The following is a 24,414-nucleotide window of genomic DNA, read 5'->3' on the forward strand; positions in this document are numbered from 1 at the left end:
ATGGGGCGCTGTAAGAAATAATTGTATTATTGGGGTATCGCCAAGCGGTAAGGCACCGGTTTTTGATACCGGCATTCCCTGGTTCGAATCCAGGTACCCCAGCCATACAGCACTCTCGGCTAGTAACAATAAGTCTAGATAAATGGCTACGTAGCTCAGCTGGTTAGAGCACATCACTCATAATGATGGGGTCACAGGTTCAAATCCCGTCGTAGCCACCATGCTGTGCATCTGCACTACAATTGGGGTGTCGCCAAGCGGTAAGGCTCTGGTTTCTGATACCAGCATACCCAGGTTCGAATCCTGGCACCCCAGCCAAATTTAGAAAAGCTCGCTTAGGCGGGCTTTTTGCTTTTTGGTATCCAGTGATTTACTGGCTCGTGCTGCTGAGCCAGATTGAATCAAGACCTATTACAAACCCAGTGCATACTTCAGCGCATGTTCCTTCAACTTACCCGCCCGTTGCGCCACCATCAGTGCCAGATTACGTGCCACACCCAACGGCGCCAGGTCATTGCTGAATACGCCGTAGAAAAGGTCCATGCCACTTTGCATCAACAGATTGTCGGTGCGACGACGGCGCTGATAACGCATCAAGACGTCTTCCCCAGCCCAATCTTCCCCTTGCTCACGTGCGGCGGTTACAACGTCCAAGAGGGCATCCACATCGCGATAGCCGAGATTAACCCCCTGCCCGGCAAGTGGGTTAATGGTATGGGCAGCATCACCAAGCAACACCAACCCAGGCTGCACATAGCGCTGTGCGTGGCGGCGTACCAGAGGGAAAGCCCCCGCAGCATGGGCTTTCACGGCTCCCAAGCGGTCGGGGAAAGCGGCGGCAATCTCATTTTCGAGCTGTGCCATGGGTAACGCCAGCAATTGGCGAATGCGCTCAGGGGTGTCATACCAAACCAGCGAAGCCCATTGATCGTACAGCGGTAAAAAAGCTCGTGGCCCTGAAGGAAAGAATTGCTGCCAAGTGACATCCTGCTGCGGAGCCGCTGTTTCTACGGTTATCAGCATACACGCTTGGCGATACTGCCAGCCGCTGGTGCCAATAGCCGCCAACTTACGCACTTGTGAGTGAGCCCCATCGGCACCGACTACCAAACGCGCCTGAAGCACCTCAGAAGAGCTTAAAGTGACCTGCCAGTGGTCTTGCTCACGCTGCATCGACTGAAGCTTGGCAGGGCAGTACAGCGCTAAATTTTCGCACTGTTCGAGCTGCTGCCACAACGCAAGTTGTAAAATACGGTTCTCCACCATAAACCCAAGTTCAGGCAGCCCCAATGATGCGGCATCAAACACCACACGCGAAGCCTCCCATTCCCAGGTTTCCAGCCTGCGGTAAGGCGCCAAGCGCATCTTTTCCACTGCCGCCCAGGCATCAAGCTGTTTCAACAAACCGACCGAGGTACAACCAATCGCCGAGATCCGCAGATCCGGTGAACTGTGGGGGTCGAAGGCTTCAGGCGCCTGATGTTCCAATAACGCCACCGAAAGCCCAGCTCGCGCCAACCCCAGTGCCGCAGCGGCACCGACCATCCCGCCGCCAACCACAACGGCATCAACCTGTTTTTGATAAGTCATCATTTTGGCTATACTTGTTCGTTAATTGAGAGCCGTGCGACCGGTTACGGCATGTCGGATTAGTGTACCGGATTTTTAATCTGGCTTCAGGTCGCATACTGCTTTCGCTTCGCTGGTCACAACCGCGTCAAATGTTTACAATGCGCTTCCTGCATGACATGTAACGTAATTTTCTCTCCGCACTGAGTAATGGCAAGTCAATGACGAAAAAACTACATATCAAAACCTGGGGCTGCCAGATGAATGAGTATGACTCATCGAAAATGGCAGACTTACTGGGAAGCACGCATGGTTATGAGTGGACCGAAAATATCGAAGAAGCTGATGTGTTGCTGATGAATACCTGCTCGATTCGCGAGAAAGCGCAGGAAAAAGTTTTCGGTATGCTTGGCCGCTGGAAACAGCTGAAGGAAAAGAACCCGGCACTAATCATCGGCGTAGGTGGTTGCGTAGCTTCACAGGAAGGTGAACTTATTCGCAGCAGAGCCCCCTATGTCGACATCATTTTTGGGCCACAAACGCTGCACCGCCTGCCGGAAATGATCAACCACGTCCAAGGCACCCACAGCCCGATTGTCGATATCAGCTTCCCGGAAATCGAAAAATTCGACCGTTTGCCGGAACCACGGGCAGATGGCCCGACTGCCTTTGTCTCGATCATAGAAGGCTGTAACAAGTACTGCACTTACTGCGTGGTGCCCTACACACGTGGTGAAGAAGTCAGCCGCCCAAGCGACGATGTGCTGTTCGAAGTCGCTCAACTTGCCGCACAAGGTGTGCGCGAGGTGAACCTGCTCGGCCAGAACGTGAATGCTTATCGGGGCCCAACCTACGATGGCGGGATCTGCTCGTTCGCCGAGTTATTACGCCTGGTTGCGGCAATCGATGGTATCGACCGTATTCGCTTCACCACCAGCCATCCTATCGAATTTACCGACGATATCATTGCAGTTTACGAGGACACCCCCGAACTGGTCAGCTTCCTGCATCTGCCGGTGCAAAGTGGTTCAGATCGAATCCTGAACCTAATGAAACGTACGCATACCACACTGGAATATAAAGCTATTATTCGCAAGTTGCGCAAAGCGCGGCCCAATATCCAGGTCAGTTCAGACTTCATTGTCGGTTTCCCTGGGGAGACGCAGGCAGACTTTGAACAGACCATGAACCTGATCGCTGAAGTCAATTTCGATAACAGTTATAGCTTCATTTTTTCTCCACGCCCTGGTACTCCGGCTGCAGACATGGTCGATGATGTCAGCGAAGAGGAGAAAAAACAGCGTCTGCATATCCTGCAAGAGCGGATCAACCAACAAGCGATGCAGTTCAGTCGCCGCATGCTCGGTACCGTTCAACGGGTTTTAGTCGAAGGACCGGCGCGCAAAAACATTATGGAACTTTTTGGTCGTACTGAGTGCAACCGTGGGATCACTTTCACAGGCACGCCAGATATGATCGGCCAGTTTGTGGATATCGAAATTACCGAGGCTCGAACCAATTCACTAAGCGGTAAGGTGATACGTACCGAGCAGCAAATGGAACTGCGCGTGCATGAATCGCCCCTATCGGTGATCGCACGGACCCGCAAGGAAGATGAACTGGGCGTCGGTACTTTCCAGCCTTGATGCTGATTTAACCCGATGGGCGGTTTTTCTGCCCCGCCATTTTGACATTTTCTTTTCTCTGCCGGGTGGTTTCCGCCCGGCTGTTTTTCTTTTTTTATTTTGTTTATGAGGCGACACAATAATGCAACTCCCACACTGCCCGAAGTGCAACTCCGAATACACCTATCAGGACAACGATCTGTTCATTTGCCCAGAATGTGCCCATGAATGGAGCGACAGTGCACTGGCAGAAGACGCAGACTCCCTGGTTGTCAAAGATGCTAACGGTAACCTGCTGGCGGATGGTGATGCCGTAACGGTAATCAAGGATCTGAAAGTCAAAGGCAGTTCTTCAATGCTGAAAATCGGTACCAAAGTGAAGAACATCCGTCTGGTAGAAGGCGATCACAACATCGATTGCAAGATCGACGGTTTTGGCCCGATGAAGCTGAAATCCGAATTTGTTAAAAAGAACTGATCCCACCGGGTAGCCACGTTACTGCATGTTTACGGGCCAAACTATTTGGCCTGTTTTACCTTCCCCCTCTTGAATTCCTACTAAGACGCACAGATAGTTCAGGGTATACTTGCGCCAGTGCCGCACTCCATGAATAATTCAAGACAGAGAACTCCAGGTTTACTCTGAACGTGTGCGCAGAAAGCGCGTTACGTGACATCAACCAGGCCCTATTTGAGCCTTGAGGAATCATTTGAACGTCGCAACACAAGAAATTCTGTTAGAGCCCGCAGACAACACACGCCTACTTAGCCTGTGCGGCCCGTTTGATGACAATATCAAACAACTCGAGCGTCGGCTGGGCATTGAAATCAATCGCCGCGACAACCGCTTCAAACTGGTTGGCAAGAACATTTGTGTCGTCGCTGCCGCTGATATCCTGCGCCATCTGTATGTAGATACCGCCCCTATCCGCGGCGTGATCCCGGATATCGATCCAGAACAGATCCACCTGGCGATCAAAGAGAGCCGGGTTCTGGAGCAGGTTGCCGACAACGTTCCTGATTATGGTAAAGCGGTAAATATCAAGACCAAGCGTGGCATGGTCAAACCCCGCACGCCAAATCAGGCACAATACATCGCCAATATTTTTGCTCACGACATTACTTTCGGCATTGGCCCGGCGGGAACAGGCAAGACCTACCTGGCGGTTGCTGCAGCGGTTGATGCGCTGGAACGCCAGGAAATCCGGCGTATTCTATTAACCCGACCAGCGGTAGAAGCGGGTGAGAAGCTAGGCTTCCTGCCGGGGGATCTGAGCCAGAAAGTTGACCCGTATCTGCGCCCGTTGTATGACGCGCTGTTCGAAATGCTGGGCTTCGAGCGTGTTGAAAAGCTGATCGAACGTAATGTAATAGAAGTGGCCCCCTTAGCCTATATGCGTGGCCGTACGCTGAATGATGCCTTTATCATTCTGGATGAAAGCCAGAACACCACCATCGAACAGATGAAAATGTTCCTGACGCGTATCGGTTTTAACTCGAAAGCGGTGATCACCGGTGATGTGACCCAGATCGATCTGCCACGCAACCAGAAGTCCGGTTTACGCCATGCGGTGGAAGTATTGTCTGAAGTGGAAGAGATCAGCTTTAACTTCTTCCACAGCGAAGACGTTGTGCGGCATCCGGTTGTCGCTCGGGTGGTTATCGCCTATGAAGCCTGGGAAGCCGCCGAACAGAAGCGTAAAGATGCCGTTGCCGAGCAGCGCAAACGTGAAATGCAAACCACCTCTGGGCAGGAAATACCATGAGTCAGGTCATTCTGGATTTACAAATCGCCTGTGCCAATACCGAAGGATTGCCGGATGAAGCCACTTTCCAGCGTTGGCTGGAAAGCGTGTTGCCGCAGTTTCAGGAGGTCGCGGAAGTCACCGTCCGTGTGGTAGATGAAGAGGAAAGCAACCAACTGAATTTGACGTACCGTGGTAAAGACAAGCCCACCAACGTGTTATCATTCCCGTTCGAGGCACCGCCGGGGATCGAATTACCCTTGCTAGGCGATCTGATCATTTGCCGCCAGGTGGTTGAAATGGAAGCTATTGAGCAACAGAAAGCGCTGGAAGCACACTGGGCGCATATGGTTGTTCACGGCTGCCTTCATCTGCTAGGGTATGATCACATCGCAGACGATGAAGCCGAAGAAATGGAGTCTTTGGAAACCGAGATTATGCAGGGTATGGGTTATCCTGACCCTTACCTCGCGGAAAAAGATCCCACCTGACGTTAGCTGTGCTTCCCGCAGCCCCAATGGGGCTGTCGCTAACTTTGATAACTCTGACATGAGTGATACTAACTAAAACGCCATGAGCGACGACCATTCTCAAAACAATGACAGCCCCAGTCCCAAAAAGGGGTTCTTTACTCTTATCCTTAACCAGTTGTTCCACGGTGAACCTAAAAACCGTGGCGATCTGGTAGAGCTGATCCGTGATTCCGAGCAAAACGATCTGATCGACCCCGATACCCGCGACATGCTGGAAGGCGTGATGGATATCGCCGAACAGCGCGTGCGCGACATCATGATCCCACGCTCCCAGATGGTAACGCTCAAGCGTAACCAACGGCTGGAAGAGTGTCTGGACGTGATAATAGAATCCGCGCACTCACGCTTTCCGGTGATCAGCGAAGATAAAGATCACATCGAAGGCATTCTGATGGCCAAGGATTTGCTGCCGTTTATGCGCACAGATTCTGAACCGTTCAGCATCGACAAAGTATTACGCCCTGCCGTAGTGGTGCCGGAAAGCAAACGGGTTGACCGGATGCTGAAGGAGTTTCGTTCCCAGCGTTACCATATGGCGATCGTCATTGACGAATTCGGCGGCGTATCCGGTCTGGTTACCATTGAAGATATTCTGGAGCTGATTGTCGGCGAAATTGAAGACGAATATGACGATGAGGAAGATCGTGATGTTCGCCAACTGAGCCGCCATATGTTCACCGTACGGGCGCTGGCCTCCATCGAAGATTTCAACGAAACGTTCGGCACCCACTTCAGTGACGATGAAGTAGACACCATCGGCGGCCTGGTGATGCAAGCCTTCGGCCACCTTCCTGCGCGTGGGGAAACCATCGAAATCGAAGGTTACCTGTTTAAGGTCGCGATGGCTGACAGTCGACGTATCATCCAGGTTCATGTCAAAATTCCGGACGATTCTCCGCAACCGAAACTGGAAGAATAAATTACACATGGCTAAAGCCTCATTACTGCAACGCCAGCGGGTTCGCGCCCTGCTGGCGCTATTGTCAGGTGCCTGCGGAACGCTGGCATTCTCCCCATACGATATTTGGCCTGCTGCTATTGCCTCGCTGTTTGGCCTGCTGGCCGTAACCCTCAACCGCACCACCAAACAATCCGCTGTACTCGGTTTCTGCTGGGGAATGGGGCTGTTCGGCACGGGTGTGAACTGGGTTTACGTCAGCATTGCCGATTTCGGTGGTATGCCGTTTGCCATAAATATCTTTCTGGTCGCTCTGCTGGCTGCCTATCTTTCCCTTTATACCGGTCTTTTTGCCGGATTACTGGCACGGATATGGCCGCGTACCACCTGGCGGCGGCTGGCGATTGCCGCGCCAGTTTTATGGCAACTGACTGAATTCCTGCGTGGCTGGGTGCTTACCGGTTTCCCTTGGTTACAGTTTGGCTACAGCCAGATAGAGGGCCCATTGAAAGGCATTGCGCCTTTATTGGGGGTTGATGCCATAACATTCATCCTAATGTCACTCAGCGGCCTGCTGGTTTTTGCTATTCATCAACGCCGCATCACCCCAGCAGTTATTGCCGTAGCGATGCTTCTGCTACCCTGGCCACTGCGCCAACTACAGTGGTTTACCCCGCAACCGGAAAAAGCGGTGAACATTGCCTTGGTGCAGGGCAATATCGAACAGTCGATGAAGTGGGATCCGAAAGCGCTGCTTACCACGCTTCAGGCATACCTGGATGAAAGCCGTCCGTTTATGGGCAAAGCCCCGATCATCATCTGGCCGGAGTCAGCCATTCCAGACGTAGAAAGCAATCAGAACGGCTTTCTAACCATGATGGACGACCTGATGCGCGCCAAAAACAGCAGCCTGATCACCGGTATTGTTGACGCACGGGCGACTCCTCAGGGAACCCGGTTCTTCAACAGCGTGATCGTGCTCGGCGAAGAAACACCCTACAGCTACCCGGCAGCCAATCGCTATGACAAGCACCACCTGGTGCCATTTGGCGAGTTTGTCCCGCTGGAAACCCTGTTACGCCCATTGGCGCCATTGTTTAATCTGCCTATGTCATCATTCAACCGTGGCAATTACGTGCAACCACAGCTTAGCGTGCGTGGTTACAACCTGACTGCCGCCATCTGCTATGAAATAGTACTGGGGCAACAGGTACGCGATAATTTCCGGCCTGATACCAACTTCCTGCTGACCATTTCGAACGATGCCTGGTTTGGCCACTCTATTGGCCCATGGCAGCACTTTCAAATAGCACGCATGCGGGCGCTGGAATTAGGCAGACCTCTGTTACGAGGTACCAATAATGGTGTTACGGCAGCCGTTGGCCCAACGGGTGAAGTAATTGCAATGATCCCGCAATTCACCCGCAAAGTACTGGAAGTGAAGGTAACACCAACTACCGGTGTCACGCCTTATGCCCGTTTTGGCTCTGCACCTGTGTGGATCCTTACCCTTGTGCTGGGTGTCATGGCGCTGTTTGCTGCCTGGCGCCGTAGATAACTGCCGCCCTTCTCTGGGCACGGTGCCTTACCGTGCCCTTATTACCGCGTTGTAACATCTTATCTCCCCCCTGCTTTTGGCACGCTCCTTGCAAAAATACTATGGGGTTTATTGCTGATTTACATTTACAGACCTTTCGACGTATTTGTGCACAAGCCAAGGGCATAATGCGCACCTTGATGGTGCACAGGCACTTTATTGCATTGATTTGGTGCGCGTGACGTCGCAAAAAATGAAACAACTTAGTTTCATACTGTTCACAATCGGCTATTTTCTTACGGTAATCGGTTATAAGACTCTATCTCTAAATAACGTTTTAGCCCGATACTCCTTGAGTTCGGGCAACCATAACAGCAAAGGAGCTGGACCATGCAAATGCGTAAATTGGCGTTATCGTTACTGCTAATCGGTATGGCAAGTAGCGTAGCCCATGCGGAAGAACTGACCGGTACGCTAAAGAAGATCAAAGATAATGGCGTGATTGTTGTTGGCCACCGTGAATCCTCTGTTCCGTTCTCCTACTACGATAATCAGCAGAAAGTTGTGGGTTACTCCCAAGACTATTCCAACCTAATCGTTGATGCCGTCAAGAAAAAACTGAATGCACCTGATCTGCAAGTTAAGATGCTGCCAATCACCTCGCAGAACCGTATTCCGCTGCTGCAAAACGGTACCTTCGATTTCGAGTGTGGTTCCACCACTAACAACCTTGAGCGTCAGCAACAGGCTGCGTTCTCCAATACCATCTTCGTTGTCGGTACTCGCCTACTGGTGAAGAAAGGTACTGATATCAAAGAATTTAAAGATTTGGCGGACAAAGCCGTAGTGGTCACTTCAGGCACCACCTCTGAAGTGCTGCTCAACAAGCTGAATGAAAAAGATCAGATGAAAATGCGCATCATCAGTGCCAAAGACCATGGTGACTCTTTCCGCACCCTGGAAAGTAGCCGTGCTGTGGCATTTATGATGGATGATGCACTGTTGGCCGGTGAACGTGCGAAAGCCAAGAAACCCGATCAATGGGAAATTGTCGGCACTCCGCAATCCAAAGAAGCCTATGGCTGCATGATGCGTAAAGACGACCCGGAATTCAAAAAACTGGTCGATGAAACCATCGCACAGGCCCAGACTTCTGGTCAGGCTGCCAAATCGTTTGAGATTTGGTTCAAACAGCCTATCCCACCGAAAAACCTTAACATGAACTTCGAATTGTCCGATGACATGAAGCAGTTGTTCAAAGAGCCTAACGACAAAGCACTGAACTAACATAAAAGATAAGGCCGGAATACTTGGATTGTGCCCTTTCATTGCCAGTAAGCAATGCTTGTGGTCACTGGAGGGTACATACCCTTGTAGGCAACCGGTTCAGTTGATGACTGGCAATCAGACAGGCAGGAATGCGGGAGGCCGTTCCCCTCCCGCACCCTTTCTGGAATCGCTCAAGGTATTGAGCATCGCGTCTAGCGTGCTGCAGCCACTGAACAGTCGTCACGCTTTAAGGTGCTCTGCACCTGTTTAACGGAGTTTGTTATGTCAATAGATTGGAACTGGGGTATCTTTCTGCAGCAGGCCCCGTTTGGGAATACCACTTACCTGGGCTGGATCTGGTCTGGTTTTCAGGTAACGGTTGCCCTCTCAGTCTGTGCGTGGATTATCGCTTTATTTGTCGGTTCACTGTTCGGTATCTTGCGTACCGTACCTAACCGCTTTCTCTCCGCCTTGGGGACCTGTTACGTCGAGCTGTTTCGTAACGTGCCGTTGATCGTGCAATTTTTTACCTGGTATCTGGTGATACCCGAACTGCTGCCCATCGATATTGGCATGTGGTTTAAAACCGAACTTGATCCCAACGTTCAGTTCTTCGTCTCCTCAATGCTATGTCTTGGGTTGTTCACCGCAGCACGCGTATGTGAACAGGTCCGCGCCGGGATCCAGTCCCTTCCCCGCGGCCAGCGCGCTGCCGGGTTGGCAATGGGCCTGACGCTGCCGCAAACCTATCGCTATGTGTTGCTGCCAAACGCCTACCGGGTGATTGTGCCACCGATGACCTCGGAAATGATGAATCTGGTGAAAAACTCCGCTATCGCATCAACCATCGGGTTGGTGGATATGGCCGCGCAGGCCGGCAAGCTACTGGATTATTCGGCGCATGCCTATGAGTCCTTTACCGCGATTACGCTCGCTTATGTCTTTATCAATGCCGTTATCATGGTGTTTATGCGGTTCGTCGAGAAGAAAGTGCAGTTGCCTGGCAATATGGGGAGTAAATAATGCACGAGTTTGATTGGGGATCGATTATCCCAAGCTTCCCGTATCTGCTGCAAGGGCTTGGCGTAACACTGAAAATTACCGTGACGGCTATTGTGTTCGGCATTATCTGGGGCACTATTCTGGCCGTAATGCGTCTGTCACCGATAAAACCGATAAGTTGGTTTGCCGCGCTGTACGTCAACCTGTTCCGTTCCGTCCCACTGGTGATGGTGCTGTTGTGGTTCTATCTGGTGGTTCCAAGCTTATTACAACAGGTTCTAGGGCTGTCACCAAAAGCCGATATTCGCCTGATTTCGGCTATGGTAGCCTTTGCACTGTTTGAAGCCGCGTATTACTCGGAAATTATCCGTGCAGGTATCGAGAGCGTCTCACGTGGTCAATCTTCTGCCTCATTGGCATTGGGGATGACACGCTGGCAATCGATGCAATTGGTGATACTGCCGCAGGCATTCCGTGCCATGGTGCCATTGCTGCTGACTCAGGGGATCGTCCTGTTCCAGGATACCTCTCTGGTTTACGTATTGAGTCTGGCAGACTTCTTCCGCACGGCATCAACCATTGGTGAGCGTGACGGTACGCAGGTTGAAATGATCCTGTTCGCCGGTTTTGTCTATTTTGTTATCAGCCTTGCCGCCTCGGCGCTGGTAAGCTATTTGAAGAAAAGGACTGTTTGATGATATCCCTGAAAAATGTTTCTAAGTGGTACGGTCACTTTCAGGTTCTGACCGATTGCTCCACCGAAGTCAAAAAAGGCGAAGTGGTAGTAGTCTGCGGTCCTTCAGGCTCAGGCAAGTCGACCCTGATAAAAACCGTCAACGGACTTGAGCCAATTCAGAAAGGCGATATCCAAGTGAACGGCATACAGGTCAACAACAAAAGTACCAATCTGGCACAACTGCGTTCCAAAGTGGGTATGGTGTTCCAGCATTTCGAGCTGTTTCCCCACCTATCGATCCTTGAAAACCTGACGCTGGCACAGGTAAAAGTGCTGAAACGCGACAAAGCCGCCGCACGCGAGAAAGGCCTTAAACTGCTGGAGCGTGTGGGTCTTTCAGCCCACGCAAACAAGTTCCCTGGGCAACTTTCCGGTGGTCAACAGCAACGCGTCGCGATCGCCCGAGCTCTGTGTATGGACCCCATAGCGATGCTGTTCGACGAACCCACCTCGGCACTGGATCCCGAAATGATCAATGAAGTGCTGGATGTTATGGTGAAGTTGGCGCAGGAAGGAATGACCATGATGGTGGTTACGCACGAGATGGGCTTTGCCCGCAAAGTTGCCCACCGGGTTATCTTTATGGATGAAGGCAAAATTGTGGAAGATCGTAATAAAGACGACTTTTTCAACAACCCGGAATCCGAGCGCGCCAAAGACTTCCTGGCGAAAATCCTGCATTAATCCTGAGATGCGCCCGGCTTTCGGGCGCATTTTGATATCAGGCTGACTTTCTCTGGGGCGTTCCAGCCCCTTATCTATTATGGACCGTCGTTGCCATTAAGGCTCAAAAGGCCGACGATGGAACTGATCGTGTCCGCACTTCGGGCATACTGGCAATACTTCGGGAGTATAGAAAGCAAGATGATGATGGCATTTCTCACAGACCAGGTTACCTAACCCAACAACCTCTCCGCTGTGATATACCCCATGGTGGCTAACATCTTTGAACACTTCACGCCATTCCAACTGCGTCTTATCGGTGATATCGGCAAGTTCTTGCCACAGGCTTTCCTTAATCACTCGTATAAACACGCTATCGGTGAAGGCCTCCTGGCTCTCCCCATAGCTGCGTGCGAACTCCTCCAGATCGCGACGAACGGCCTGGGTCAACTGCTCTACCTCCGTGTGGGTCAACTCCCCTAACTTGTTCAGCCGCTTCTCAGCGCTGCTGACCAGTTCGTCAATGTCACGCTCACCGTTCTTCAAACGTTCCGTCAGCGATGCCACCAACTCGCGGTAATACCGAGCAACCTTGTTCATAGCCCCTCCTCAATGAAATACAGTGATAGGACTCCCCTTCCCAAACTACTCTCTATCATTTTAGCCGTAAATCACTGATGTAGGGTGCAAGGTGAGGGATCGACAGATTGTGAGTCACATCATGACACGCTTTTGATTAATACACCGAGTCAAGGTGCTTGGTGTTGTTGCCGGGAGGTCTTATCAGCTATGCTATGCGGATCTATCAGTACTCAACAGAATGCTACGGAATATCCCCGGTAGATTTCAAAACGCGGCGAAAGCGCCAGTACGTCAACCCTTTGACTGGGTTGAAGGTACACAGCCAACCACGCTGTGGCTTGAAAGACAAAGGGATAGCTGTTTACACCAATAGGACCACCAGCCGCCATGCAAGAGCAATACCGCCCCGAAGATATTGAGCCGAACGTACAGCTTCACTGGCAAGAGAAGCAAACTTTCAAGGTTACCGAAGACGCCAGCAAGGAAAAGTACTACTGCCTATCCATGCTGCCATACCCTTCAGGTCGCCTGCACATGGGTCATGTTCGTAACTACACCATTGGCGACGTGATCTCCCGCTACCAGCGTATGTTGGGTAAGAACGTACTACAGCCAATCGGCTGGGATGCTTTTGGTTTGCCAGCGGAGGGGGCTGCGGTAAAAAACAATACCGCCCCGGCCCCCTGGACCTACGACAATATCGAATATATGAAGAACCAGCTCAAACTGCTGGGCTTCGGCTATGACTGGGATCGTGAGATTGCCACCTGCAAACCCGACTACTACCGTTGGGAACAGTGGTTCTTTACCAAGTTGTATGAAAAAGGCTTGGTTTACAAAAAGACCTCTGCGGTGAACTGGTGCCCACACGATCTCACCGTACTGGCCAACGAACAGGTTATTGATGGCTGCTGCTGGCGTTGCGATACCAAAGTTGAACGCAAAGAGATCCCACAGTGGTTCATTAAAATCACCGACTATGCCGATCAGTTGCTAAACGATCTGGACACGCTTGAAAGCTGGCCAGAGCAGGTGAAAACCATGCAGCGCAACTGGATTGGTCGATCTGAAGGGGTAGAGATCACCTTCGATGTGGCCAACAGCGATGAGAAAGTCACCGTTTATACCACTCGCCCGGATACCTTCATGGGGGCGACTTATGTGGCCGTTGCTGCGGGTCACCCACTGGCGCAGCTTGGTGCGGAGAACAATCCGGCGCTGGTTGAATTCATCGACGAATGCCGCAACACCAAAGTAGCTGAAGCCGAAATGGCCACCATGGAAAAGAAAGGCATGGCTACCGGCCTGTTTGCCATTCATCCGTTGAGCGGTGAAAAACTGCCAATCTGGGTTGCCAACTTCGTCTTGATGGAGTACGGCACAGGTGCCGTAATGGCGGTTCCCGCCCACGATCAGCGTGACTGGGAGTTCGCCAGCAAATACGGCCTGCAAATCAAGCCGGTGATCCTCAATCTTGACGGTAGCGAACCCGACGTCAGCGCAGAAGCGATGACTGAAAAGGGTGCTCTCTTTAACTCCGCTGAATTCGACGGTCTGGAGCATCAGGCAGGTTTCAACGCTATCGCCGATAAGCTGGTCGCCAAGGGTGTTGGTCAGCGTAAAGTCAACTATCGCCTGCGCGACTGGGGAGTATCCCGTCAGCGCTATTGGGGAGCCCCGATCCCGATGGTGACACTGGAAGACGGTACCGTTATTCCTACACCTGAAGATCAACTGCCGGTGATCCTGCCGGAAGATGTGGTTATGGATGGTATCACCAGCCCCATCAAAGCTGACCCCGAGTGGGCTAAAACCACGGTTAACGGCCAGCCGGCACTGCGTGAAACCGACACCTTCGATACCTTTATGGAGTCGTCCTGGTACTACGCTCGCTATACTTGCCCGCAGTACGATGAAGGCATGCTGGATCCGGCTGCAGCAAACTACTGGCTACCGGTCGATCAATATGTTGGTGGTATCGAACACGCCATCATGCACCTGATGTATTTCCGCTTCTTCCACAAACTGATGCGTGACGCTGGGTTGGTTGATTCTGATGAACCTGCCAAACGCCTGCTGTGTCAGGGAATGGTTCTGGCAGATGCCTTCTACCGCACCGGCAAGAATGGCGAACGTATCTGGGTTTCTCCGGTTGATGCCACGGTCGAACGCGACGAGAAAGGCCGCATTGTCAAGGCTACCGATCCTGATGGCAATGAACTGGTTTATGCCGGCATGAGCAAAATGTCGAAGTCGAAGAATAACGGCATCGATCCGCAAGTCATGGTAGAGAAATATGGTGCAGATACCGTTCGTCTGTTCATGATGTTTGCCTCGCCGGCTGAAATGACGCTGGAGTGGCAAGAGTCTGGTGTTGAAGGTGCTAACCGCTTCCTGAAACGCGTCTGGAAACTGGCCTTCGATCACGTGTCAAAAGGGGCCGTTCAGCCGCTGAATGTCGCCACACTGAATGAAGATCAGAAAGCGTTGCGCCGTGATTTGCATAAAACCATCGCTAAAGTGACCGATGATATCGGCCGCCGCCAGACCTTCAACACTGCGATTGCCGCCGTGATGGAGTTTATGAATAAGTTGGGCCGTGCACCACAGGAAACCGAACAGGATCGTGCGCTGCTGCAGGAGGCATTACTGGCGGTGGTCCGTATGCTGTATCCGTTTACTCCGCACGTCTGCTTCAGCCTGTGGCAGGCCTTGAACGGCGAAGGTGATGTGGACACCGCTGCGTGGCCACTGGCCGATGATGCAGCGATGGTAGAAGACTCCAAACTGGTTGTGGTTCAGGTTAACGGTAAGGTACGCGCCAAAATCACTGTGCCTGCCGATGCCAGCGAAGAACAAGTGCGTGATAGCGCCGCCCAAGAGCATCTGGTGGCTAAATATCTGGAAGGGGTCACCATACGAAAAGTGGTCTATATTCCAGGCAAATTGCTTAACCTGGTCGTGGGTTAACCCAAGGAGGCTTTGTGCAGCATCGTATTCTGACGTTGTTGCTGGGGTTGGCGGTGCTGGTCACCGCTGGCTGCGGTTTTCACCTGCGTGGCAACACGCAGGTACCTACAGAATTGCATACGCTGATATTGGATAGCTACGATCCCTTCGGCCCCTTGACACGTGCGGTGCGCGAACAGTTGCGCCTCAGCGGTGCCGAGATTGTCAAGAGTGATCCGTTGCGCAAAGATATCCCTTCATTGCGCATTGTCAGTTCAACGCAAAGCCAGGACACGGTTTCCATCTTCCAGGATGGTAAAACAGCGGAGTTTCAGATGGTGATGACGGTTCAGGCGCAGGTATTAATACCTGGGCAAGACCTTTATCCCATCAACGTCAAAATATTCCGTTCGTTCTTTGATAACCCGTTGACCGCGCTCGCTAAAGACGCTGAACAAGAGCTGATTATGCAGGAAATGCGCAAGCAGGCAGCGCAGCAGCTCATACGTAAGTTGGTATCCATTCATGCTGCACTGGTGGAAACTCAGCAAAAGGCTGCCGCCGCCGGTGAAAAAGTTGCCAGTGCCAGCGCACAATGATTCGCCTTTATCCTGAACAACTCGCCGCGCAACTCCGTGAAGGAGTGCGCGCCTGTTATTTATTGAGTGGTAACGAACCTTTGTTGCTGCAGGAAAGCCAAGACCTCATCCGTCAGGCCGCCCAGCAGCAAGAATTCACCGAACACTACAGTATCGCTCTGGATGCTCAAACCGACTGGGACGCTATTTTCAGCCTGTGCCAGGCGATGAGCCTGTTTGCCAGCCGGCAGACGCTGTTATTGACCTTCCCTGAAAATGGTCCTACGGCCCCGATAGGCGAGCAATTGGTCAAACTGGCAGGGCTGCTGCATGAGGATATTCTGCTGGTATTGCGCGGCCCCCGGCTGACCAAAGCGCAGGAGAACAGCGCCTGGTTCAAGGCGCTCAGCCCCAAAGGGGTGTTGATCAGTTGCCAGACTCCAGAACTGGCTCAATTGCCGCGTTGGGTCTCGCTACGGGCAAAATCCATGCAGCTTGATCTTGACGATGCGGCTAACCAACTGCTGTGTTATTGCTATGAAGGTAATCTGTTAGCGCTGTCGCAAGCGCTGGAGCGTCTGGCGTTATTGCATCCCGACGGCAAGCTTACCCTGCCCCGTGTTGAGCAGGCGGTAAACGATGCCGCCCATTTTACGCCTTTCCACTGGATGGATGCGCTGTTGGCTGGCAAAAGTAAACGTGCCTGGCATATCCTACAGCAGCTGCAACAAGAAGATGTTGAACCGGTGATCCTGCTGCGTACGTTACAACGCGAATTACTGATGCTGTTGACCCTGCAGCGCAAGATGGCAAATACCCCGTTGCGCACGTTGTTCGATCAGCAAAAAGTCTGGCAAAATCGGCGTAACCTGATCACTCAGGCATTGCAGCGTTTGTCAGCGCAGCAACTTCAGCAAGCGGTACGTTTACTGGCGCAATTAGAGATAACACTCAAGAAGGACTACGGTCAGTCGGTTTGGCCGGAGCTCGAAACCCTATCAATGCTGCTTTGCGGCAAACCTCTGGCCATGAGTTTCACTGATGCCCGCTAACCCGAAAAACTCTCATATTCTTCAAGCCTTTTTCGGGGGGACTTTTGACCCGATCCATTACGGCCACCTGCGCCCGGTCGAAGCATTGGCAAAAGAAGTCGGCCTGAGTCAGGTTACTTTGTTGCCCAATCATGTGCCGCCTCATCGTCCTCAACCCATCGCCAACGCACAGCAACGGCTTAAAATGGTCACACTGGCGATTGCCGATAATCCGCTGTTTACCGTTGACGATCGCGAATTACATCGCACAGCACCGTCATACACCATCGATACGTTAGAAACGATTCGTAAAGAACGTGGCGAAACATTGCCTTTGGCGTTTATCATTGGCCAGGACTCTCTGCTGACATTGCATAAATGGCATCGATGGCAAGCACTATTGGGCGTTTGTCATCTATTGGTGCTCGCGCGGCCTGGCTATAATGCGCAGATGGATACACCAGAGTTGCAGCAGTGGTTGGAACAACATCTGGTTGCCGATGCTGACCAGCTAAGTCAGCGGCCAAACGGCTACATCTATCTGGCAGATACGCCGTTATTGGAGATCTCAGCCACCGAGATACGCCAGCGCCGCCATCAAGGCATCAGTTGTGACGATTTACTGCCGCGCTCTGTTCAGCGTTATATCGCGTTACAGGGTTTATATCGCTAGGCCACATGCTATACTGCGCCGCTATTTTTCAGGTATCCGCCGACAAGCCCGGAGACCTTTGTGGATCGGACTGTGGCCAAAAGGCGTACAGTGGCATCCTGCCAACACCATCATCATTCAGGTCGTAATTGCGAGCAGTTGCCCGCGGCAGCCTGATGAACAGAACACTCCCGAGGGGGGAACCTTTGCAAGGTAAAGCGCTCCAAGATTTCGTCATCGATAAAATTGATGACATGAAAGGCCAAGATATTATCACCCTGGATGTTAAGGGAAAATCCAGTATCACCGATTGTATGGTCATCTGCACCGGAACATCTACCCGCCATGTGATGTCGATTGCAGAGTATGTCATCCAGGAATCCCGTGCCATTGGCATGGAGCTGTTTGGTATGAAAGGCCAGGCTGTTTCTGACTGGGTGGTCGTTGACCTGGGCGAAGTGATTGTGCATGTGATGCAGGAAGAGAGCCGCCGCCTGTATGAACTGGAAAAGCTCTGGAGTTAAGCCGTGAAACTGCAATTGGTTGCAGTCGGTACCAAGATGCCTGACTGGGTTCAGACCGGCTTTATGGATTACCTGCACCGTTTTCCAAAAGATATGCCGTTCGAACTGACCGAAATCCCGGCAGGCAAGCGCGGTAAAAACGCGGATATCAAGCGCATTCTGGAAAAAGAAGGCGAGCAGATGCTGGCTGCGGTAGGAAAAGGCAACCGGATTGTCACGCTGGATATCCCGGGAACACCGTGGGAAACACCACAGTTGGCGCAGCAACTCGAACGATGGAAGCAGGATGGCCGTAACGTCAGCCTGTTGATCGGCGGCCCTGAAGGCTTGGCTCCGGCATGTAAAGCCGCCGCTGAGCAGAGTTGGTCACTCTCTCCACTGACGTTACCGCATCCTTTAGTGCGTGTTTTTGTGGCAGAGAGCCTCTACCGTGCGTGGAGTATTACTACAAATCATCCTTACCACCGGGAATAGCCGGTAGTGACAGCAACAGAGTGAAATAAAGCAGCGGGATGAAAATAGAACGTAACCCTTTTCGCGACTATACGGCCGAAGCCGCCCTGTTTGTGCGCCGCGCCCTGGTGGCGTTTTTTATCATTCTGGTGCTTACCTGCGTCCTGGTTGTCAATCTGTATAATCTGCAAATCGTTCGTTTTGAAGATTACAGCACCCGTTCAAACGGAAACCGCATCAGACTGGTGCCTATCGCCCCCAGCCGCGGCATTATTTACGATCGTAACGGAACGCCGCTAGCGCTGAACCGCACTATTTACCAGTTGGAACTGATGCCTGAAAAGGTTGACGACCTCAAGGCCACGCTACAGGCCTTGCGTTCGGTGGTTGATCTCACCGATGACGATATCACCAACTTTGAAAAAGAGCGTAAACGTTCACGCCGCTTCGTCCCCATCCCGGTCAAAACGGCACTGACCGAAGTTCAGGTCGCCCGTTTTGCGGTCAATCAATTCCGGTTCCCAGGCGTTGAAGTAAAAGGCTATCAACGCCGTTACTACCCTTACGGCTCCGCCCTCACCCACGTTATCGGTTATGTTTCGAAGATCAACGATCGCGATGAGGAGCGCCTGGATAAAGACGGCCTTCTGGCTAACTATGCCGCCACTCACGATATCGGCAAACTGGGAATCGAACGCTATTACGAAAACACCCTGCACGGTAAAACCGGTTATGAAGAAGTTGAAGTCAATAACCGGGGCCGAGTGATCCGCCAGTTGCACGAGCAGCCCCCCTCTGCCGGTAAGGATATCTATCTGACGATCGATCTCAACCTGCAGCGCTATATCGAGCAATTATTGGTTGGCAGCCGAGCAGCCGTGGTGGTCAGCGATCCGCGCACCGGGGGTATCTTGGCCATGGTGTCCAACCCAAGCTACGACCCAAACCCGTTTGTTGACGGTATCTCCAACAAGGAGTACCAGGGTTTACTCAATGATGCCAACCGCCCACTGATTAACCGCGCCACACAAGGTGTTTATCCGCCAGCCTCAACGGTAAAACCCTACATTGCCGTTTCAGCGCTCAGTGCCGGGGTGATCACCAAAAATACCGTGGTGTTCGATCCTGGCTGGTGGCAACTGCCTGGTTCTGAAAAACGCTACCGCGACTGGAAAAAGTGGGGCCATGGTCGCCTTAATGTCACCAAAGCGCTGGAAGAGTCTGCGGATACCTTCTTCTACCAAGTCGCTTACGATATGGGCATTGATCGCCTGTCGAGCTGGTTGAGCAAGTTCGGTTACGGGGACTATACCGGTATTGATCTTTCCGAAGAGCGTTCAGGGCTGATGCCTACGCGTGACTGGAAGTTCAAACGGTTCAAAAAACCGTGGTATCAAGGGGATACCATTCCGGTCGGCATCGGCCAGGGTTATTGGACCGCAACGCCGGTTCAGATGGCCAAGGCGCTGAACACCCTGATCAACGACGGCAATGTCAAGATACCGCACCTGATGCTAAGTACCAGAGTCAACGGCGTACTTGTTCCCTATCGCCAGGAAGAGAACAAACAGATCGGGGATATTCATTCCGGTTTCTGGGAAATTGCCAAGGACGGTATGTATGGTGTCGCCAACCGGCCAAACGGTACGGCGCGCAAGTTCTTTGAGGGAACACCCTACAAAGCCGCAGCAAAATCAGGGACTGCTCAGGTATTTGGCTATGAGACCTATAACGCCCACAAGCTCGCCGAGCACCTGCGCGACCACAAATTGATGACCGCCTTTGCACCCTTTGATAACCCAACGGTTTCAGTAGCTATCATTCTGGAGAACGGCGGTTCAGGCCCAGCGGTGGGGACCATCACGCGCCAGATCCTCGACCACATCCTGTTGGGCGACAACAATACACAACTACCGGATGCAGCACTGCTGCCGCCAGGTACCGAAGGTGATTAAGGTAGAACATGACTGAAAGCCAACAAAAAGGCTCTATCTGGACCAAAATCCATATCGACCCCACATTTCTGTTATTCATTCTAGCGTTGCTGGTCTATAGCGCCATCGTTATGTGGAGCGCCAGCGGCCAGGATGTCGACATGATGGAACGCAAAATCGGCCAGATCCTAATGGGGCTGATTGTGATGGGAGTGATGGCGCAGATCCCGCCACGTGTCTATGAAAGCTGGGCCCCCTATCTCTATATTTTCTGTGTGATCCTGCTGATCCTGGTGGATGCTTTCGGTCAGATCAGTAAAGGGGCACAGCGTTGGCTGGATCTAGGCTTTGTGCGCTTCCAGCCTTCAGAAATTGCTAAAATTGCCGTACCGTTAATGGTTGCGCGTTTCATGAACCGCGATGTCTGCCCCCCCTCGCTGAAGAATACCGGCATTGCCTTGGTACTGATCTTCTTGCCAACCTTGCTGGTGGCAGCACAGCCTGATTTGGGCACGTCTATTCTGATCGCCGCATCCGGCCTGTTTGTGCTGTTCCTGTCGGGGATGAGCTGGAAACTGATTGCCCTCGCCGCAGTGTTGTTGGCAGCCTTTATTCCGGTGTTATGGTTCTTCCTGATGCACGGATACCAGCGTGACCGTGTGATGATGCTGCTTGACCCGGAAAGCGATCCGCTAGGTGCCGGCTATCATATAATTCAGTCAAAAATCGCTATTGGCTCCGGCGGCCTATCGGGTAAAGGCTGGTTACACGGCACGCAGTCTCAGTTGGAATTCCTACCGGAACGCCATACCGACTTCATCTTTGCCGTGTTGGCGGAAGAGCTTGGCCTGATCGGCGTTCTGGTGTTGCTGGTGCTGTATCTGATGGTGATTATCCGTGGGCTGATGATCGCCGCACGGGCACAGACGACTTTTGGCCGCGTGATGGTCGGGGGGTTGATGCTGATCCTGTTTGTCTATGTATTTGTTAACATTGGCATGGTAAGTGGCATTTTACCGGTGGTTGGCGTACCTTTGCCTTTGGTCAGCTATGGGGGATCTGCATTGATCGTGCTCATGGCGGGATTCGGCATTGTGATGTCGATCCACACGCATCGGAAAATGCTATCTAAGAATCTATAAGAGGTGATTAATGCGTAAGGAATGGCTTTGGGTCGGCGCAATGGCAATGGCGGTATTACTTTCAGCCTGTACGACCACGATGGAGGAAACACCCGCCCCACAACAACCCTACAACGGGCCGGTGACTGAAATTGGCGGTGCTGAGCCACGCTATGAGCCGTATAACCCCCGCGCACTGCAGGATTATGAGGTAAATGGCAATACTTATCGCATTATCCAAGATCCACAAAACTTCTCGCAAACCGGTCTTGCTGCCTGGTACGGTGAAGAAGCGAACGGCAACACAACCGCCATTGGTGAGCAGTTCGATCCCAATGCCCTGACAGCCGCGCATCCTACCCTGCCGATCCCGAGCTACGTTCGTGTCACTAACCTGGCTAATGGCCGTCAACTGGTGGTGCGCGTAAACGATCGTGGCCCTTACACTCCAGGCCGTATTATCGATTTGTCTAAATCCGCTGCCGACCGCCTCAATTTATCCAGCAATACCAAGGTGAAGGTCGACTTTATCAACGTTGCTCCAGATGGCTCCTTGAGCGGTCCTGGCACCGTAGGTACGGTCGTCGCCAAACAGAGCTACGCCCTGCCCGCGCGCCCGAGTCTTGGTTCAAGCAATATGGGTACGCCAATACAGCAAGAAACTCCAGCGGCCTCGGGTGTCGCCGTCCTCCCGGTTGACAATAGCGCACTGAACAACGACGACAGCAGCAATGATGCAACAGTGTCCGACGCTCCCCGCAGTGGCGGGTTTCTGGGTGCACCAAGGCCTCTACCAGCAGGTGTTCTGGAGGGTTCGGAGCCTCAACCGGTCATCAGTGCTCCCGCTAGCGTAACCGCGGTTGCCGCAACAGCAAGCAGCACAAGCGGCCGATTTGTAGTTCAGGTTGGAGCACTGAGCAGTGCCGAACGTGCGCAAAGTTGGCAGCAACAGTTGAGCCAGCAATTTGGGGTGCCAGGTCACGTCTCAGCCAATGGCAGCGTCTATCGCGTTCAAATGGGCCCGTTCGATAACCGCCAACAGGCAGCCCTGTTGCAGCAACGCCTGGCTAGCGAAGCACAGCAACAGTCCTTTATCACTGCTGCACCTTAAGGCGTAAAGCCCAGTGGCGGCGTTCACGTGCAACTCTCAATTGCACGTGAACGCCGCTGGCGGGAAATTGAGAGGCTCAGCCTAATATTTAGCTGAAACATTTCCTTTCAGCTAAATGTGTGTAAACCACCATCAGTCGGATGAATGACTAATGCCTGCCGTGAGCCCATCTGCTATAGTGTGGCTCGTTTTCAATTTAATCTCATGGATGTTGTAGTCTCACTCATGAAATATGTAACTTCTTTCCGCTTAATCAAGAGCATCACGCTCGGCACCGTCATCGCGATAGGCGCAGCGTCAATTGCACATGCAGACGACGTTAATATCAAAACCATGATCCCAGGTGTGCCGCAAATTGATGCGGAAGCTTACATCCTGATTGATTACAACTCAGGCAAGGTATTGGCAGAATCGAATGCCGACGCGCGCCGTGATCCCGCCAGCCTAACCAAAATGATGACCAGTTACGTTATCGGCCAGGCACTGAAATCCGGTAAGATTGGCCAGGAAGACATGGTAACTATCGGCCAGGATGCCTGGGCGACGGGCAACCCGGTATTCAAAGGCTCTTCGCTGATGTTCCTGAAGCCGGGCGATCGCGTACCCGTTTCCAAACTGACCCGCGGCATCAATTTGCAATCTGGCAATGATGCCTGTGTTGCAATGGCAGATTACGTCGCTGGCAGCCAGGATGCCTTCGTTAACCTGATGAATACCTACGTCAAGCAACTGGGCCTGCAAAACACCCACTTCCAGACCGTGCATGGCCTGGATGCCGAAGGGCAATTCAGTTCAGCACGTGATATGGCCCTGATCGGCCAGGCGTTGATTCGCGACGTCCCTGATGAATATGCCATCTATAAAGAAAAAGAGTTCACCTTTAACAATATCCGCCAGCTAAACCGTAATGGTCTGCTGTGGGATACCAGCCTTAATGTGGATGGGATTAAGACCGGCCACACTGATGCTGCAGGCTACAACCTGGTGGCTTCGGCGACAGAAGGTCAGATGCGCCTGATTTCCGCCGTACTGGGTGGCAGAACGTTTAAAGGCCGTGAAACGGAAAGCAAAAAACTGCTGACCTGGGGTTTCCGCTTCTTCGAAACCGTCTCACCGCTGAAGGCTGGGAAAGAATTCGCTTCCGAGCCCGTATGGTTTGGTGATGCTGACCGCGTTGAATTGGGCGTAGACAAAGATGTCTATCTGACTATTCCACGTGGCCGTATGAAAGACCTGAAAGCCAGCTATGTGCTTACCACCCCAGAAATTCATGCCCCGCTAGCTAAAAACCAGGTTGTTGGCAGCATCAACTTCCAGTTGGATGGCAAAACGATCGATCAGCGTTCGCTGGTCGTATTGAACGAAGTGAAAGAAGGCGGTTTCTTCAGCCGCATGGTGGATTACATCCGACTGATGTTCCACCATTGGTTCGGTTAACCCTTGAATTGGGCGATTTCGACCCCACATAATGATCAATATTAACTCCCGCTCCTGCGGGAGTTATAATTTTTAGACTAGCGACACCCATGGAGCGCATTCACATGCAAAAAACTAAACTGAACGAACTGCTCGAATTCCCTTGCTCGTTTACTTACAAAGTCATGGGGCTGGCACAACCCGAGCTGGTAGACCAGGTGGTTGAAGTGGTGCAACGTCATGCTCCTGGTGATTACAATCCACAGGTTAAACCAAGCAGCAAAGGTAATTACCAATCCGTTTCTATCACTATCACCGCCACCGATATCGATCAGGTGGAAACTCTGTATGAAGAGTTGGGCAACCTTGAGATTGTTCGCATGGTGCTGTAATTTCTGCGTAAAAACCGCTTTGCAACCCGGTACAAGCCTTCACTTGTCCGGGTTGTCTATTTAAGCCGTGGTGGTCGATAACAGGTAGAGGGAT

Annotated in this window: 23 protein-coding genes and 3 tRNA genes; 24 read left to right on the forward strand and 2 right to left on the reverse strand. The window is 52.2% G+C overall.

The features are described 5' to 3' along the window. Positions 1–30 precede the first annotated feature (30 nt). The 3 genes from SAQUA_RS16965 to SAQUA_RS16975 all read left to right on the forward strand — a co-directional run bounded on the left by SAQUA_RS16965 (position 31) and on the right by SAQUA_RS16975 (position 318). A tRNA-Gln gene (locus tag SAQUA_RS16965) sits at positions 31–105 on the forward strand. Between the two features lie 39 nt (positions 106–144). Then, positions 145–221 (forward strand) — tRNA-Met (locus SAQUA_RS16970). Between the two features lie 22 nt (positions 222–243). Continuing rightward, positions 244–318 (forward strand) — tRNA-Gln (locus tag SAQUA_RS16975). Positions 319–411: 93 nt separating this feature from the next. On the opposite strand, the gene ubiF is transcribed toward SAQUA_RS16975, so the two are convergent. Beyond that, positions 412–1,593: a 3-demethoxyubiquinol 3-hydroxylase gene (gene ubiF, locus SAQUA_RS16980; protein ID WP_380681067.1), complete on the reverse strand. Its 1,182-nt coding sequence runs from the start codon at positions 1,591–1,593 to the stop codon at positions 412–414. A gap of 197 nt (positions 1,594–1,790) precedes the next feature. On the opposite strand from ubiF, the gene miaB reads away from it, so the two are divergent. From miaB to SAQUA_RS17030, 10 genes are all read left to right on the forward strand, one after another. Further along, entirely contained in the window at positions 1,791–3,215 is a 1,425-nt protein-coding gene (miaB, locus tag SAQUA_RS16985; RefSeq protein WP_380681070.1) for a tRNA (N6-isopentenyl adenosine(37)-C2)-methylthiotransferase MiaB, read from the forward strand. A 121-nt stretch (positions 3,216–3,336) separates the two neighbouring features. After that, positions 3,337–3,672: a zinc ribbon domain-containing protein YjdM gene (locus SAQUA_RS16990; RefSeq protein WP_380681074.1), complete on the forward strand. Its 336-nt coding sequence runs from the start codon at positions 3,337–3,339 to the stop codon at positions 3,670–3,672. Between the two features lie 232 nt (positions 3,673–3,904). Beyond that, positions 3,905–4,960, forward strand: coding sequence for a PhoH family protein (locus tag SAQUA_RS16995; protein WP_380681078.1), 1,056 nt, complete (start codon positions 3,905–3,907; stop codon positions 4,958–4,960). Beyond that, positions 4,957–5,430 (forward strand): rRNA maturation RNase YbeY, encoded by a 474-nt coding sequence (gene ybeY / locus SAQUA_RS17000; protein WP_380681081.1) that lies wholly within the window; start codon positions 4,957–4,959, stop codon positions 5,428–5,430. The genes SAQUA_RS16995 and ybeY overlap by 4 nt, the downstream gene beginning before the upstream one ends. Positions 5,431–5,512: 82 nt before the next feature. Then, positions 5,513–6,391: a CNNM family magnesium/cobalt transport protein CorC gene (gene corC, locus SAQUA_RS17005; protein ID WP_380681084.1), complete on the forward strand. Its 879-nt coding sequence runs from the start codon at positions 5,513–5,515 to the stop codon at positions 6,389–6,391. A gap of 7 nt (positions 6,392–6,398) precedes the next feature. Next, complete coding sequence (gene lnt, locus SAQUA_RS17010; protein WP_380681087.1) at positions 6,399–7,928, forward strand: apolipoprotein N-acyltransferase; 1,530 nt, start codon at positions 6,399–6,401, stop codon at positions 7,926–7,928. A 369-nt stretch (positions 7,929–8,297) separates the two neighbouring features. After that, positions 8,298–9,194 (forward strand): amino acid ABC transporter substrate-binding protein, encoded by an 897-nt coding sequence (locus SAQUA_RS17015; RefSeq protein ID WP_380681090.1) that lies wholly within the window; start codon positions 8,298–8,300, stop codon positions 9,192–9,194. 264 nt (positions 9,195–9,458) lie between these two features. After that, positions 9,459–10,199 carry an amino acid ABC transporter permease gene (locus tag SAQUA_RS17020; RefSeq protein ID WP_380681093.1) on the forward strand — a complete coding sequence of 247 codons (741 nt, stop codon included), beginning with the start codon at positions 9,459–9,461 and terminating at the stop codon, positions 10,197–10,199. Then, entirely contained in the window at positions 10,199–10,873 is a 675-nt protein-coding gene (gene gltK / locus SAQUA_RS17025) for a glutamate/aspartate ABC transporter permease GltK (protein WP_380681096.1), read from the forward strand. The genes SAQUA_RS17020 and gltK overlap by 1 nt, the downstream gene beginning before the upstream one ends. Continuing rightward, positions 10,873–11,598 carry an amino acid ABC transporter ATP-binding protein gene (locus tag SAQUA_RS17030; protein WP_380681099.1) on the forward strand — a complete coding sequence of 242 codons (726 nt, stop codon included), beginning with the start codon at positions 10,873–10,875 and terminating at the stop codon, positions 11,596–11,598. Before gltK ends, SAQUA_RS17030 begins: the two co-directional genes overlap by 1 nt. Before the next feature lie 96 nt (positions 11,599–11,694). Here SAQUA_RS17030 and SAQUA_RS17035 read toward each other — a convergent pair whose 3' ends face one another. Next, entirely contained in the window at positions 11,695–12,177 is a 483-nt protein-coding gene (locus SAQUA_RS17035) for a zinc ribbon-containing protein (RefSeq protein ID WP_380681102.1), read from the reverse strand. A gap of 369 nt (positions 12,178–12,546) precedes the next feature. Here SAQUA_RS17035 and leuS point away from each other — a divergent pair, with 369 nt between their 5' ends. The 11 genes from leuS to ybeD all read left to right on the forward strand — a co-directional run bounded on the left by leuS (position 12,547) and on the right by ybeD (position 24,320). After that, positions 12,547–15,129: a leucine--tRNA ligase gene (gene leuS, locus SAQUA_RS17040; RefSeq protein WP_380681105.1), complete on the forward strand. Its 2,583-nt coding sequence runs from the start codon at positions 12,547–12,549 to the stop codon at positions 15,127–15,129. A gap of 14 nt (positions 15,130–15,143) precedes the next feature. After that, entirely contained in the window at positions 15,144–15,707 is a 564-nt protein-coding gene (gene lptE / locus SAQUA_RS17045; RefSeq protein WP_380681108.1) for an LPS assembly lipoprotein LptE, read from the forward strand. Further along, positions 15,704–16,738, forward strand: coding sequence for a DNA polymerase III subunit delta (gene holA / locus SAQUA_RS17050; protein ID WP_380681111.1), 1,035 nt, complete (start codon positions 15,704–15,706; stop codon positions 16,736–16,738). Before lptE ends, holA begins: the two co-directional genes overlap by 4 nt. After that, positions 16,728–17,390, forward strand: coding sequence for a nicotinate-nucleotide adenylyltransferase (gene nadD, locus SAQUA_RS17055; RefSeq protein ID WP_380681115.1), 663 nt, complete (start codon positions 16,728–16,730; stop codon positions 17,388–17,390). Before holA ends, nadD begins: the two co-directional genes overlap by 11 nt. A gap of 185 nt (positions 17,391–17,575) precedes the next feature. Continuing rightward, positions 17,576–17,893 carry a ribosome silencing factor gene (gene rsfS, locus SAQUA_RS17060; RefSeq protein ID WP_380681245.1) on the forward strand — a complete coding sequence of 106 codons (318 nt, stop codon included), beginning with the start codon at positions 17,576–17,578 and terminating at the stop codon, positions 17,891–17,893. Positions 17,894–17,896: 3 nt separating this feature from the next. Further along, positions 17,897–18,367: a 23S rRNA (pseudouridine(1915)-N(3))-methyltransferase RlmH gene (gene rlmH, locus SAQUA_RS17065; protein WP_380681118.1), complete on the forward strand. Its 471-nt coding sequence runs from the start codon at positions 17,897–17,899 to the stop codon at positions 18,365–18,367. A gap of 38 nt (positions 18,368–18,405) precedes the next feature. Next, on the forward strand, positions 18,406–20,301 hold the full coding sequence (gene mrdA, locus SAQUA_RS17070; RefSeq protein WP_380681121.1) for a peptidoglycan DD-transpeptidase MrdA: 1,896 nt from the start codon (positions 18,406–18,408) through the stop codon (positions 20,299–20,301). An 8-nt stretch (positions 20,302–20,309) separates the two neighbouring features. Then, entirely contained in the window at positions 20,310–21,422 is a 1,113-nt protein-coding gene (gene mrdB, locus SAQUA_RS17075) for a peptidoglycan glycosyltransferase MrdB (protein WP_380681124.1), read from the forward strand. A gap of 10 nt (positions 21,423–21,432) precedes the next feature. Continuing rightward, positions 21,433–22,512 carry an endolytic peptidoglycan transglycosylase RlpA gene (gene rlpA / locus SAQUA_RS17080; protein ID WP_380681127.1) on the forward strand — a complete coding sequence of 360 codons (1,080 nt, stop codon included), beginning with the start codon at positions 21,433–21,435 and terminating at the stop codon, positions 22,510–22,512. Between the two features lie 225 nt (positions 22,513–22,737). Beyond that, positions 22,738–23,949 (forward strand): D-alanyl-D-alanine carboxypeptidase DacA, encoded by a 1,212-nt coding sequence (dacA, locus tag SAQUA_RS17085; protein ID WP_380681130.1) that lies wholly within the window; start codon positions 22,738–22,740, stop codon positions 23,947–23,949. Positions 23,950–24,053: 104 nt separating this feature from the next. After that, positions 24,054–24,320, forward strand: a complete 267-nt coding sequence (gene ybeD / locus SAQUA_RS17090; protein WP_380681133.1) for a DUF493 family protein YbeD — start codon at positions 24,054–24,056, stop codon at positions 24,318–24,320. Positions 24,321–24,414 lie beyond the last annotated feature (94 nt).

The organism is Serratia aquatilis, assembly GCF_044865145.1.
Classification (GTDB): domain Bacteria; phylum Pseudomonadota; class Gammaproteobacteria; order Enterobacterales; family Enterobacteriaceae; genus Chania; species Chania aquatilis.

Bases quoted from the DNA above. Each gene is read 5' to 3' on its own strand.
- SAQUA_RS17020 (WP_380681093.1), top strand. From the start codon at position 9,459: ATGTCAATAGATTGGAACTGGGGTATCTTTCTGCAGCAGGCCCCGTTT.
- dacA (WP_380681130.1), top strand. From the start codon at position 22,738: ATGAAATATGTAACTTCTTTCCGCTTAATCAAGAGCATCACGCTCGGC.
- SAQUA_RS17030 (WP_380681099.1), top strand. From the start codon at position 10,873: ATGATATCCCTGAAAAATGTTTCTAAGTGGTACGGTCACTTTCAGGTT.
- rlpA (WP_380681127.1), top strand. From the start codon at position 21,433: ATGCGTAAGGAATGGCTTTGGGTCGGCGCAATGGCAATGGCGGTATTA.
- nadD (WP_380681115.1), top strand. From the start codon at position 16,728: ATGCCCGCTAACCCGAAAAACTCTCATATTCTTCAAGCCTTTTTCGGG.
- miaB (WP_380681070.1), top strand. From the start codon at position 1,791: ATGACGAAAAAACTACATATCAAAACCTGGGGCTGCCAGATGAATGAG.
- holA (WP_380681111.1), top strand. From the start codon at position 15,704: ATGATTCGCCTTTATCCTGAACAACTCGCCGCGCAACTCCGTGAAGGA.
- SAQUA_RS16990 (WP_380681074.1), top strand. From the start codon at position 3,337: ATGCAACTCCCACACTGCCCGAAGTGCAACTCCGAATACACCTATCAG.
- lnt (WP_380681087.1), top strand. From the start codon at position 6,399: ATGGCTAAAGCCTCATTACTGCAACGCCAGCGGGTTCGCGCCCTGCTG.
- mrdB (WP_380681124.1), top strand. From the start codon at position 20,310: ATGACTGAAAGCCAACAAAAAGGCTCTATCTGGACCAAAATCCATATC.
- SAQUA_RS17035 (WP_380681102.1), bottom strand. From the start codon at position 12,177: ATGAACAAGGTTGCTCGGTATTACCGCGAGTTGGTGGCATCGCTGACG.
- ybeY (WP_380681081.1), top strand. From the start codon at position 4,957: ATGAGTCAGGTCATTCTGGATTTACAAATCGCCTGTGCCAATACCGAA.
- leuS (WP_380681105.1), top strand. From the start codon at position 12,547: ATGCAAGAGCAATACCGCCCCGAAGATATTGAGCCGAACGTACAGCTT.
- ubiF (WP_380681067.1), bottom strand. From the start codon at position 1,593: ATGATGACTTATCAAAAACAGGTTGATGCCGTTGTGGTTGGCGGCGGG.
- SAQUA_RS17015 (WP_380681090.1), top strand. From the start codon at position 8,298: ATGCAAATGCGTAAATTGGCGTTATCGTTACTGCTAATCGGTATGGCA.
- mrdA (WP_380681121.1), top strand. From the start codon at position 18,406: ATGAAAATAGAACGTAACCCTTTTCGCGACTATACGGCCGAAGCCGCC.
- corC (WP_380681084.1), top strand. From the start codon at position 5,513: ATGAGCGACGACCATTCTCAAAACAATGACAGCCCCAGTCCCAAAAAG.
- gltK (WP_380681096.1), top strand. From the start codon at position 10,199: ATGCACGAGTTTGATTGGGGATCGATTATCCCAAGCTTCCCGTATCTG.
- ybeD (WP_380681133.1), top strand. From the start codon at position 24,054: ATGCAAAAAACTAAACTGAACGAACTGCTCGAATTCCCTTGCTCGTTT.